The organism is Methanomicrobium mobile BP (assembly GCF_000711215.1).
Classification (GTDB): domain Archaea; phylum Halobacteriota; class Methanomicrobia; order Methanomicrobiales; family Methanomicrobiaceae; genus Methanomicrobium; species Methanomicrobium mobile.
Genome location: NZ_JOMF01000006.1, coordinates 35,580 through 48,153, shown reverse-complemented (window position 1 = coordinate 48,153; position 12,574 = coordinate 35,580). Strand labels below are relative to the sequence as shown.

At 39.4% G+C, this 12,574-nt stretch carries 10 protein-coding genes; all 10 read right to left on the bottom strand.

The window, feature by feature from the left end; all coding sequences use genetic code 11:
* Nucleotides 1-6: 6 nt before the first annotated feature.
* The gene (locus tag T502_RS04295; protein WP_052359154.1) at nt 7-918 is read right to left on the bottom strand and encodes a glycosyltransferase; all 912 of its coding nucleotides are present in this window, start codon (nt 916-918) and stop codon (nt 7-9) included.
* 548 nt (nt 919-1,466) lie between these two features.
* Nucleotides 1,467-2,555 (bottom strand): hypothetical protein, encoded by a 1,089-nt coding sequence (locus T502_RS04290; protein ID WP_157197462.1) that lies wholly within the window; start codon nt 2,553-2,555, stop codon nt 1,467-1,469.
* Nucleotides 2,556-2,857: 302 nt separating this feature from the next.
* Complete coding sequence (locus T502_RS04285) at nt 2,858-3,082, bottom strand: acyl carrier protein (RefSeq protein WP_042705924.1); 225 nt, start codon at nt 3,080-3,082, stop codon at nt 2,858-2,860.
* A gap of 1 nt (nt 3,083) precedes the next feature.
* Nucleotides 3,084-4,619, bottom strand: coding sequence for an AMP-binding protein (locus tag T502_RS04280; protein WP_042705923.1), 1,536 nt, complete (start codon nt 4,617-4,619; stop codon nt 3,084-3,086).
* Nucleotides 4,620-4,720: 101 nt separating this feature from the next.
* Complete coding sequence (locus T502_RS04275; protein WP_042705922.1) at nt 4,721-5,671, bottom strand: glucosamine inositolphosphorylceramide transferase family protein; 951 nt, start codon at nt 5,669-5,671, stop codon at nt 4,721-4,723.
* Between the two features lie 406 nt (nt 5,672-6,077).
* Nucleotides 6,078-7,109, bottom strand: a complete 1,032-nt coding sequence (locus tag T502_RS04270; protein WP_042705921.1) for a UDP-N-acetylglucosamine 4,6-dehydratase family protein — start codon at nt 7,107-7,109, stop codon at nt 6,078-6,080.
* A gap of 131 nt (nt 7,110-7,240) precedes the next feature.
* A complete protein-coding gene (locus T502_RS04265) occupies nt 7,241-8,170 on the bottom strand; it encodes an NAD-dependent epimerase/dehydratase family protein (protein ID WP_052359153.1) in 930 nt (309 codons plus the stop codon).
* A gap of 109 nt (nt 8,171-8,279) precedes the next feature.
* Nucleotides 8,280-9,272 (bottom strand): glycosyltransferase family 4 protein, encoded by a 993-nt coding sequence (locus T502_RS04260; RefSeq protein WP_281172083.1) that lies wholly within the window; start codon nt 9,270-9,272, stop codon nt 8,280-8,282.
* Between the two features lie 38 nt (nt 9,273-9,310).
* Complete coding sequence (locus T502_RS04255) at nt 9,311-10,399, bottom strand: DNA topoisomerase IV subunit A (RefSeq protein ID WP_042705919.1); 1,089 nt, start codon at nt 10,397-10,399, stop codon at nt 9,311-9,313.
* Nucleotides 10,400-10,498: 99 nt separating this feature from the next.
* On the bottom strand, nt 10,499-12,310 hold the full coding sequence (locus T502_RS04250; RefSeq protein ID WP_042705918.1) for a DNA topoisomerase VI subunit B: 1,812 nt from the start codon (nt 12,308-12,310) through the stop codon (nt 10,499-10,501).
* Between the last annotated feature and the right edge of the window lie 264 nt (nt 12,311-12,574).

Here is a 12,574-nt window from a genome sequence, read left to right as displayed (position 1 = left end):
TTGTCATTACCAATTATTACGGATATATGCTTTTATTTTTTTTGGGAGAATTGCTCTGGCTATTTCTTTAGGCATTTCACTTAATTCTGGAATATTGTGTTGTATACAAAGTTTTAGGTATTTCAAATAGATCCCTGATGAAAATTGTAAAACAATTAGCTTAATTTTAGACATATTTGGATTTAATAATTCGGGATAAAACTCTTCTGTTCTGGTTTTCCTGTATAAATAAAGTCTGGTTTTTCTAAATTCATCATGGCATGATATGTTATGTATATATCCTGTTTGCTCTGGATGGACTCTTGATTGTGAGTATTTACCTTTGCAAAAGCCCAGATCATATACTTGTGCAAGTCTATACCAAAATTCATAATCTTGACAGTACCTCAGATTCTCGTTAAAGACTCCTATTTTCTCAAAACATTCTTTGTTGATTATTGTGGTTAACCCATCTACAATATATCCACTTCTGAGCATTTGTCGTAGCATTTTTCCTTTTGGATACCATCTACCTGTGGTATTGTATATCTTCAAAATTTTATGTTCTGAGTTAATATGATCTATTTCGCCATAGCACATCCTATAATTGGGGTGCGCGTTGAGAAATTCGATCTTTTTTTCGATGTTTTCCGGAAGCCACAGATCATCATGACTGAGCCATGCAAACCATTCACCTCGCATATTTTTTATTCCCATATTCAGTGCGGTAGATACCCCGCCGTTTTGTTTATGGTATTTTCTAATTTTATCTCCGTAAGACTGAAGGATATCCCATGTATTATCCGTGGATCCATCATCTATCACTAATATTTCAATATTTTTGTATGTCTGCGCAAGAGCACTGTCAATAGCCTCTCTGACGTAGTTACTTCCGTTATATACAGGAATTACTACACTAACTAACGGACATTTGTTCATTAATACTAATGTTTCTTTTATGCGATAAATATCATCTGTTTCTCTCTATAAAGGTATAAGACTATGATTTCAACTCTCAGCCATATGAATATGTGCTCTTAAGGATATTGTCATGATTAGATCAAACTATAATTAATGCACTTTGTCTTGACCTAAAAACATTATGTATTGACTGAACTATAAGGTTCTCTTTACACCGATCTAATTTTATAAACCGCCGTCTACAGTGAGTATTCACTCCACTAAAATTTACGATTTCTGAAGTTTTTACTCATCTTAGAAATCTGCCCCAGAATAATTCATATAAAAGATGCATAAACAATTGTTATTTTGGTTTTTAAAAACACCGAAAAATCGTTCCGTCTCGGCAGATTTTGCAGTTTAGCCTTCTCATCATTGCGAACTAATACAGGTTAATTTAGGATCATAGTTAATAAAATATGGATGTATACATTGATGATATTTTGTGTTGCAATATTATATCACATTTAGGATGGGGTATATAAAAATTTGTTAACAAATGAAATGGGGATATCTTATTGACTGTATTATACAAATCCGAGATCTGGATCCAATGCAGAGGCATAAAATTCATCAAGCGAGAAATCTCTGTCATTTGGCAGTTTTACAAGATAATTATTTTTGCCTTCTTTTTTCAGACGAATAACTTTTCGAAGCATAAGATCCAAATTTACATCAGGCATTATTAATCTGATTTGTATCATGAAACAACCGTTTCGTTTAGCTACAACTTTTAAATATTTCTTTAGGGCTTTTAGTATATTTACATCAGAGACTATCAAATCAATTTGTCTCACCAACAGATATCTTTGAGAACGACTCTCTTCTTTAATGTCGAATACACAATACCCGATATAATTCTCTGCCTGATCCCATATCGAAATTACAGACCTGTGCAACAAGCTTTGAACTTCTTGTGAAAATAAAATCCAGTTTAATGATTCAATTTTTCGGGATAATAATATACGTTTGTCAACGGTGTGACTATTAATACAGTTCATGAATTCGGAAACTGACGAGATACGTTTCAAGCTGTATCCATGACTTGTGAAAAAGTCTAAATTTTGTATATCAAACCTACTTTGAGAGACCGGTTGCCCATTATTTTCAAAGTATTTTAATTTTTTTGAATGAAACAGATTTGATTCATGGACATTGTTCGAATGATACTTATTATATAGATACTTTAATAATGAAAATGGGGCTATAACAATGATATAACTTGTAATGTACTCAACACGAATTTTGTTAAATTTTAGTTTCTCAAATATCTTTTCCGCAGTCTCATTGGGAGTGCTATCAATGAGGATGTCAGTTTTTTGTTTTATGAATGATATGCACAATCGTGCACCCTCAATACCTGCATATTTTTTGGATACATACAACGAATCTGCTCCGGATGCATTTAAAACAATATTTTCATATTGGAATTCTACAGGGACGTTACCCAGAAATCCACATATTTCATCGTCATCGTTTTTTAGGATCCAGCCTGCTGGGACATCATCTGTAAGATATGGATTAGAATGCCAGATTAGATTGAATCTTAACTTCCATATTTCATTTATTTCAGAATGGAAATATTCAGATAGAAAAGAAGCAATCTTATTCTCCAATTCAGATGACAAATCCTGTTTATATATTGTTATAATATTCATAATATCAGTAAAAACAAATATATAGCGATTCAATCAGACATATTTTTCCGATTCAATAAGCAACAGCATGTTTTATACATATGTAACCCCAGTACATACATATTATATGCCATTCTACTAAAGAGGGTCATCATAATTTCAACTACGTTTACGCTATTATGATATTAGGGATGTTCAATAATAATATTTTTATCCGATATACTATTCTGATCCCTATCATACATATGTATTTCAATTGGGAAATGTATAATACTTGATTCTCAGTGCTGCTTATTCTCCACAAAACTCTTTATTTTATTCATTGACTCAAAGTTATTCGGAATTATTTCAATTGGATCAATGTCAATGTTAAAATTATCTTCCAATTCGGTCACCAAAGCAATGATGTCAAACGAATCCAATAACCCATCATCCAGATAATTTGTACTTTTTTCGTAATCATATTCGGGGTGCAATGTTTTTAATATTTCTAAGATTTTCTCCATATTATTCTCCGTGTAAGCACAATTCTTTAAGATACAATCGATCTATCTTTCCATTAGTATTGCGCGGCATTGCATTTAACTTAATGTACTTTGATGGGATCATATACTGTGGAAGTTCGTTGCTTAGTCTTACGCGAATATCTTGCGGAGTAATATTTGACATTGTTTCATAATACAGTACTATTTCCTTTGCTACCGAATTATACACAATGCAACCGTTTTCGATCAGCTTCAATTTGTTTATGATTGTATGTTCTATCTCACCAAGTTCGATTCTGTAACCCGCATGCTTTATAAGTGTGTCTTTACGACCCCTAAAGATCATCTCTCCTGCTTCGTTAATTACCCCTATATCTCCGGTTTTATAGATTATCTCTGGATATTGCTTATTTAACGGATTTTGCACAAATACTTTGGCCGTCTTCTCCGGATCGTTGTAATAGCCCATGGCAAGCGATGTTCCCCGGATACAAATCTCTCCTTCTTCACCCGTTTTGCAAGCGGTATTTTCCTCAGATAACAGGAATACATCAGTGTTCTCACAGGCATACCCTATAGGTATTGGATCTTCATCCGCGATTTCTTTCTCGACAACGTAATAAGTTACATCAACCGTTGCCTCTACCGGTCCGTACAAATTAACGAACTTTGCCTGCGGCAGATGTTTTTTCCAAACATTATACTGTTTTGTGGGGAAAACTTCTCCCGAAAACCATATTGTCTTCAAATCAGGTAACGAAATTTTGTCCAACAAGCTCATATTTGCGATATTTACCATTATGGTCGGAACCCAAAAAATGTAACTTACTCTGTTATCACGTATCGTCTCCAACAAATATGTCGGAAATGCGGCATGTTTCTCCGAAAGTAAGACAATGCTTGTTCCATATCTCATCATCATACAGAGATCGGAGCAATATAGATCAAATACAATCGGGGACAGATTTCCAATTATATCAGTATCATGGATTAATCCTGCGTCATGTGCCCATTTTGTAAAGTCCATGAAACTTCTGTGATTCAACACTACTCCTTTAGGAGTACCTGTAGATCCTGAAGTTGTAATAATGCACATCGGATCAGCATCAATTATTCTTGATAATTGGTGATGCTTAAGAGTTTGATCTATATTTACTGCACTGAATTCAATGTCATCATAGATAAGAATGTTACATATTGGATAAATCGATTCCAGATTTTTGGCAGATTCCTTTGTTGCTATAATTAATCCCGGTTTAATTGCCGAAAGAATTGCACTTATTCGATTCGCTGGTGATTTTACATCAAGATTTAAGAATGCATTTCCGGAATATAGTATTCCTATATCTGAAGCTACATTTGCAATTGATTTTTTTGTATATACGGCAATAGGTTGTTTGACCTCATTTTGCATCTTTGAATTGATAATGATGCTTAATTTCAAGCTGATCTCTTGCAGCTTTGTAAAAGTAACCTTTTCATTACCATCTATTATTGCAGTCTTATCTGCATTCTTTCGAACCGTTTCATCGAAACAATTTATCAGTAAATTTACCATGTATACCTAAATTCTTTTTCAAGCATTCTATTTATATCAGTAATATGTATCCGTTACATAACTTATGGAATGAAGTCTGTATATTTGCTGGATTGTCATTATCATTTTCGCAGTAAATTTTTTGCATTTTGAATTGCAGTCCGGATACTGTATTTATAACGATTACCATCAATAACCGAGATATTTTTGCAACTGTTGAATGTATGAAATGCCTCATCATATGGTTTATAACCACCTAACTTTGAAACAACTTCTTCTTTAAACTCAGTTGGCGTTAGTTTTATGATCTTATTGATTACAAGTTTCTCTCCATAACGATTTGTACAATCCTGACTTAAACGGTATAGAGTATCGCCCATAAGAATCGGTCTTCCTCCATTCCTTGCAATCGGTTCGGAATATATTATGGGATTCAATGGGTGTTCTTTCCATTTACCAAGAGGAGTTTCAGAGTACCAAATATGCAAATTCGTTCGGGAAATATTATTGTCTTCATCATAAGGTGTTGCAAATAACCACCATATTCCATCATACTCAAAAATAATAGGATCTATTCCTGGAAAGTTCTCTATACAACATGCACATTCTCTCCATTTTGCAGGGGAATTTTCCGATACATAGAAGCGAATTTTGTTAGATTGATAATTTTCAGGAACCATATACAAATTTTCTTGATATTCAAATAGATATGGAAACGAGAGATGTGTCGCTTCTTCCAAAGCTTTATGAATCATTTTAGAGGACATTAAATTAATTGATCCTTTATCGTCATTTAATTCAAAGTATGATATATTTCCAAGTCCTCTATTCATATCATAGTTTTCAAAGAAAACTGTTGTATTTCCAAAATAGTCTGTAATAAATGGATCTGCACGGAAATAACCTCCCTTCAAAGGAGGAAGCCAAGCAATATCCGTACAGTTTTTCGATAATAAATCCGATTGTGAATAATTGTATATCACACCGATATTCCAACTTTCATATCTGAATGGCAATAATGGGTTATGAAGTACTTTAATGAGTAATTTTCCGTGAAACATATTATCAAGCATATATTCTCGCTATACATGTAGTATTGAGAACACTCTAGTTTATAGCAGTTGTCATTGCATCATTTGAAAGTCATTGTTACTTTGAATTATATGTGAGATTATAGCATGATTTTGAAAAATGATTTAGTATCTTAATGTCTGAGACGCAGTAATACAATTTGTGATTTCATTCTTATGTTGTATATGAAGACATATTTAGTTATGTAGGTTTTCTGTTTTGTATTCTTGAATTCATTAAAGAGTGATAAGATTTCTTGATCAGGTTCTTTTTTAGTCATATAGGCAGTATGGGGTTATATTTCATTTATAGATTATTTTGCAGAATTTATAATTTGCTTAAAATATAACAATATATACATATATATATATGTTTTTTTGTGAAAAATGTTGACCTACATATTTCTCATTATCTGAAAATCTTTTCAATATATTCTCCAATCTCACTCAATGACAACTGCACAGCATTCTTGGATGAATAATCCGAGATCTTACATTTGGTAAATCCCGCCGGAAGTTTCTGCTTAATTAAGGCATCATCCGCGACAACATCCGGCGGATAGACTATAAACATATCATCGTCTTCAAATGAATACGCGGACTCCTGCAGCGTCAGTAACTCTTCGTACAATTTTTCTCCGATGCGTATGCCTATATTTTGAATAGGATTCTTTTCGCGATTGTATGAGTATTTTGCCGCCAACTTATCCAGCATAACTTCAGCCAGATCAATTATCTTCAGGGCAGGCATCTTAAGAATGTAGATCTCTTTTCCCGTTGCAATTGCGCATGCATGCATGACAAGCTCTGCCGCCTCGGGTATTGTCATAACAAAACGGGTCATCTTTTCATCCGTAATTGTCAGCGGCAGATTATTTTGTAACTGATTCATAAATATCGGTATAATCGACCCGCGCGAATTTAGTACGTTTCCGAAGCGGACTACGGAAAAGACCGTTCCGTTATTTTGCGGATTATTATTTGCCGCGATAGTCAGCCTCTCCGCAAGATATTTGCTGGCACCCATTGTATTTATCGGATTTACTGCTTTATCGGTTGAAATAATTATTACTTTGGAGACTTTATCCAATATAGCCGCATCAAGCACGTTCTGTGTTCCGACAATGTTTGTCTTTACCGCCTCATACGGGTTATATTCGCAGAGAGGCACATGTTTTAAAGCTGCGGCATGAAATACTATATCCACTCCAGTGAAAGCGGTAACCAGACGATCCCTGTCACGGATATCCCCTACAATAAGTTTTACACGATCTGATTTTAATTCCTGTTGCAGATCAAAGAGACCCGTCTCATTGTTGTCATATACAATTACCGCTTTAGGAGATAATTTCACTAATTTTTTGACAATTTCGCTGCCGATGGATCCTACTCCGCCGGTGACTAAGACAACTTTGTTCTCAAAAAAATCCGCATATTTCATGTATACTATGATATGGATCGTTATTTAATATGAATTTCACCAAAAAAATACGGAATTGTTTACGTCCGAAAGAATGAATGTCACACAGTGCGGTCTGTTACTCAAATTGTCCTCAATATTCAGTATATTTCTCATTTGCTTGAGTTATGCAGTTCATTCCCGTAAAGCGCATTTATCATCTCATTCAATCCTTTATGCAATGAATATTCAGGGGAATATCCGAAACCTCTTTTTGCTTTTGATATATCGGCGGAAGAATGCAGAATATCACCTATACGTGCATCCTGATAGTCGATACTTACATTAATGCCTGTTATTTCCATTATCATAGCAGCAAGCTCTCGAAGTGGTGTTGCTACACCTGTACCTACGTTGTAAATCCCAAATTCTCCGTAATTCATTGCTTTAATGCTCGCCTGAGTGATGTCGTTAATATATACAAAATCGCGCGTTTGTGTGCCGTCTCCGAATATCACCGGCGATTTTTTCGATATTATGCTGTTTATGAATTTGAGCACGACAGATGCAGGAGAATCGGGGCGCATACCTGGGCCGTACGGATTAAAATACCTTAATGATTTGATGTTCATTCCGTACTGTGATGAATAGATATTACAGTATTCTTCAGCCATTAGTTTTGAAGCGGCATATGGCGATAAGGGGATTGTTTCTCCGGATTCTTTCTTCACAGGTTCGGCAGAATTGCCGTATACTGCCGCGGTTGAAGCAAATACCATTCTTTTTACGTCATGTCTTCGCATTGCTTCCAACAGGTTTACCGTCCCGATTACATTCAGATTAAATGTTTCATAAGGATCCGCGATTGATCTTCTTATATCCGATATTGCAGAGAGATGGTATATTCCCGTTATTTCATTCTCCGAAAAAATGCGATTTAAAAACTCGGTGTCCAGTATTGTACCTGTTACGGATATTTGCGGACTGATGTCCGTATCATTGCAGGGCGTACTGCTTAATAACAGCACTTCTTCGTTATCTGAGAGAAGTCTCCTTATCAGATCTTTACCTATGAATCCGCGTCCGCCGGTGACAAGGTACATAATTAGGTTATATTAGTGATGAGTATTTCAGAATATCGCTGATATGAATGACAATCTGAACTGTACTTATAGGAAATGCTTATTTAGTCGATTATTATGTTGAATGTTTCTAAGTAATAAGATTCGTATGGACATTGACCAGTCTGTCAATCATCTTTTCATGTTCGTATCGGTTAATCATATCAGTTCTTCCGTACTCTCCCATCTTCTCCCATAATGAACTGTTTTCATTCATCCAGTCAATTGCTTCAATTATTGCATTGACATCTTTTGGTGCTATCAGTATTCCCGATTTGTAATTTTCAACAACCTCGGGACATCCCCCTACAGATGTTGCGATAACGGGGGTCTTACAGGAGAGTGATTCCATTAGGACATTTGGAAGCCCTTCCGAATAACTTGGGAGAATAAAACAGTCTGCGGCGCAGATATACTCAATGATCTTCTCATGAAGTATTTCTCCCGTAAAAAGGCAGTTATCGGTATGTTGAGGGATTTCCCCGGGTCCGCATATTAGAAAAAAAATATCCTGTCTCTTCTCTGCCGCTTTAAGTAATTCCCCTATGCCTTTTTGCGTATGAAGTCTGCCCACGTAGAGACAGATCATCTTATCAGAAGGAAGCCCTAACTTGTTGCGGCAAGTATCTTTGCCTGGATTACGAAACTTTTGGGTGTCAACTCCGGTGGAGATTACCGTTATCTTTTCAGAATCTCCGCCTAACTTAAGAATATTCTGTTTAAGCTCTTCGCTGACAGCAATGATATGATCGGCACGGCGATTCATATACTCGATAATTTTGTGGTTAATTTTATTCTTGTAGGGGTATATTCGTCCGTCCGTACCCAAGTATTTAATAATCAGCGGCGTATCTCCCTTAAAAAACGCCGGAACAAAACTGCTGTGCGGGATATACTCCGCTTGAAAAATATCGCATTCTTTGCTCTTTGCAAGTTTGAAGCTGTCCATGAAAAATTTCGGATACGCCGATACCGACTTGGATGTTTTTACTGCCTTTTTTACGATAACTCCTCTCTTTTCAAGTGAGTCGACATCGCGTTTGATAAAATTGCCGAACGAACTCTTATCATCGGCAGGATACATATTCGCAAACAACCCCAGCGTATACTCAAAATCCACCATCACAGCACCCCAAGTTCACTCAGTCTCGCCGGAAGATACTCCTTCGTGACATAATCAAGTCCTCTTGCCGCAAAAGCCTGCTGTTCCGACTTCAGACCAAGCTTTAACTGCAGATTAATCTCGCGTCTCCAGTAATCCGTATCAAATCTCGGATCGGTCAGTTCTGCCTTAAGCGCCTCGATATCCTTCTCGGATAAGGTATCCGACGGCAGATTGTAATGACTGATATCCGAGGGCTGAACGCCGATAAACTGCGCGCTCGGCGTTGCCAGAGTCTCGGACATATGCGCCGCCTTAATCGAGCCGTAGGCAACACTAGCATAGATACGGTAAGACCACGGATCGCCGTCGGTGAAGACAACGACCGGCAACTTCAGTTCGTCATTGATGCGGTGCAGAAACCTCCTCGTTGCGCGCGCAGGCTGACCTTTCAGGTGGACGAGGATTGCGTTATACTCCTCATCGAAACCGTTCTCCATCAGACGCGCATACATACCGCCGGTCTCCATCGCAATCACAAACTTGGCGTCGTGCTCCACGAAATCGACGTTCTCGATATTATTCGGAATCGAATACCCCGACTCTCCGACATCCTCCTGACAGTGCAGAACCTTCTCGCCGCGGCGGGTGTTCTCTTTAATCCTGAGCGGACCGTATACGGACGCGCCGTCCTCCTCGGGTCTTAAATGGAATGCCTCTCTGGAAAGTTCGGTAATAATCTCCAGATCCTCTATAAGATGGTTGCTCTCGTCCTGCGCGCCGAACTTCGCGCGTTTCCAGCCCTCCGAGATATAATACATCTCTCTCAGCGTCGAAGAGCGGTTCTCGCGAAGCTGCTGCCTGATAAACCAGACGACGTAAGCCATCTTCAGCAGATGCGTCGCCCCCTTGGCATTGTTTGCATTGCGCAGAGTCTCGCGGTCGCCGTACTTCCAGACCTCGGACCTCTCGTCATACTCGATATTGTGCTTTGTCCTCGTCGGCAGCGAGATGAACGGAATCAAAGCATTCTGCATCTGATTATACCATTTATCGGCGATATCGTAGAGCTTTGTATCCGCAAGTCTGTCCAGTTCTTCTTTTCTCATATTATCCCCTTAATCCGTTAATCATGACAATTCCGTTTTTCCGCTTCAGATACGATTTCGTTTCGTATACCATATCGTAGGTTACCATCCCTTTACCTTTCATATACCCGCAAGGTCGACAACGACCAGAAGTTTCTCTTCAACGCCTCTCACGCTGACCGTGCTGTGCGCAGTTCCGGAAAACTCCGTTTTCCACGAGGACTCCGGCTCCACGTTTATCTTCCAGACGATATTGAATTCGTCCCCGATAGTGTCGGTAAAGTCGGGTTTCACAAGCGAATCCGCCGCATTATCCGGCGACATGCAGTATAATGTAAGCGTAACCGCGTTGCGCGTGAAGTTATTGATGACAATCTCGGTCTTGCCCGTTTCATTGTTGACGCGCTTTTTGACGACAACCTTGCGCATTATCTGCGCCTCCAGAGGAGTCACGTCGGGCACGGGCTTCTCGACAATCTCCGAGACCTTTGCGGCAATATCCGGCAAGATTGCACAGACGGCGCGGGCTCTCTCCTCGACCTGTCTGTTCTTGTCGCGGCGCGATATGAAATTCTTGAGCTCGCGGCCGAGTTCCTGGAGCGCAAGCGTAATCTCCTTCTGTATCTCGGGAATGGCGGCAATGGCATCCTTGCTTTCGCTGGTAAAGGGAACGTTGGTTGACGCCACATGAACCAGAATGAGCACGGGACCCATCGGAAGCCCCTGCTGCGAGAGATTGTAAAGTTTCCAGTTTATACCCGAAACCGCCTCGGTGATGACGCAGGCGCCCTGCTGGTAAAGGAGGGGGACGCGGTTTGCAAACCTCAGAAGTTGCCCGGGACCGTCGCCGTCCAGCTTGCCGCCGTATCCGATTGCCGCCTCGACTATGAACGGATGACCCGAGAAGACCTGACTCTTGCGCGTCTTTGACCGCACGAAATCCAGTTCGTATTCTTTGTCGATACCCTGAACAATGCTCTCTTCGCCGATTGGTGAGAGACAGACCGATGCCGGCGGCGGGGGAATCTGGACGGTCTGCATGGCATCCAGCAGAACCTTGAGTTCATCGGATGTAAGACCCGATGCCTTTCTGTCGGGTTTTATCTTAGCGATGCCCAGAATTTCATCCGCGCTTTTCTCGCCGACCCTTGAGAAGCCGTTTATGAGGAAGTCCTTCACCTTGTCTTTGCTGGTGTCGGCCATTCGTTTCAGCTGTCCGAACTCAATGCCGTGCGGGTGCGGTGCTATGGCTTTGGGGGGAACTATTGCCTGCTCGACCGCGCGTTCGTAGGTGTATTTTTCGCCGTCGATATCCGCCTGAATTCTTGCGTGCGGGTTTACGACTGCCGTGTATCTCAGATAATCGATGAGCTTCTTCTTTGCCGCAAGCGTGCTCTTGAACTCAATCTCCACGCGCGTGCCGTGCATGCGATCCCAGTCTATTTCTTCGTCCTTTAAGACCTGCGGCTCGTTCTGCTCGGTCTTTATGAGTATCTCGAACCTGTGCGCCTTTGACTTGTGACCCGTTCTCGAGATGACCACGGTCGGCACTCCCGTTGTCAGCTGGGCATACATGACGGCGGCACTGATACCGATACCCTGCTGACCGCGGCTCTGCTTTATCTGGTGAAATCTTGAGCCGTAGAGGAGTTTTCCGAAGACATATGGCACCTGTTTCGGAATAATTCCGGGGCCGTTGTCCTCGACGATTATTCTGTAGACATCTTTGTCGACCCTTTTGATGCCGACATAGATATCGGGAAGCACCTCGGCCTCTTCGCAGGCGTCGAGAGAGTTATCGATTGCCTCTTTGATTGTAGTAATTATCCCGCGTGTCGGTGAATCAAAGCCCAAGAGATGCTTGTTCTTCTCAAAGAATTCGGCTACGCTGATACTTCTCTGCTGTGCCGCAAGTTCTTCCGCTAAATCCATGATTTGTGTATATCCATCCCATTTTGATAATATTTATCGTATTGCTGTTATGTTTGTTATGTTTTGTTATGCTTGTTTTGTTCTTTTTTTCATAATTAGTTCTATTTTAAAAATTGTATCGGTTATATCTATGCGAATATTTCGTTAATATGTTTTTAAAGTCTGTAGAATATATATAATGCTATGCATAGGATATGTTCGGTTCATTTGTTTACCAGTTTCGATTATTTAATTTGAATCAATCTTTTTTGCTCTGTGCGTATT